The organism is Corynebacterium sp. UMB8791 (assembly GCF_054166365.1).
The window spans coordinates 1-370 of record NZ_JBSZCG010000016.1 but is presented as its reverse complement, the minus strand read 5'-3'; the positions used below and the strand labels follow the sequence as shown (position 1 = coordinate 370).

Here is a 370-nt window from a genome sequence, read left to right as displayed (position 1 = left end):
GTTCTTCATCGTCCATCGTGGGGTCAATGTCTCGCACGCGAACAGCGACCTCCACAACAGGCCATTCTTCCGCCGTGTAGTCTTCTAGCGCTACGTCCAGTACCAAGCCTTTAAGCGATGCTCGGACATCCTCCTCTAGCGCGACGTTGTAAAGTACACCATCGTTACTGAACGGGTAGAACTCATAGACCGCCCAGGCGGTGCCCTGATCGTGGTTGCGGTGGACAGTGATGGCTGGCTCGAACGCACCAACCGCTAGTTGTATAGTGTCGAACATGCTTGTCAAACCTCTCTAGTCTGGGGTACTTGGTTTTGTATCCTGTAGATACACGCCCGCACCGGGATAGTTACCCCCGGTACGGTGGAATAC

General features: G+C 54.6%; 1 protein-coding gene. It reads right to left on the bottom strand.

Annotated elements, in window-relative coordinates; all coding sequences use genetic code 11:
- Positions 1–277 (bottom strand): hypothetical protein (locus tag ACXIUA_RS00335; RefSeq protein WP_457975871.1); only part of this gene is annotated, 277 nt, incomplete at its 3' end.
- Positions 278–370: the final 93 nt, after the last annotated feature.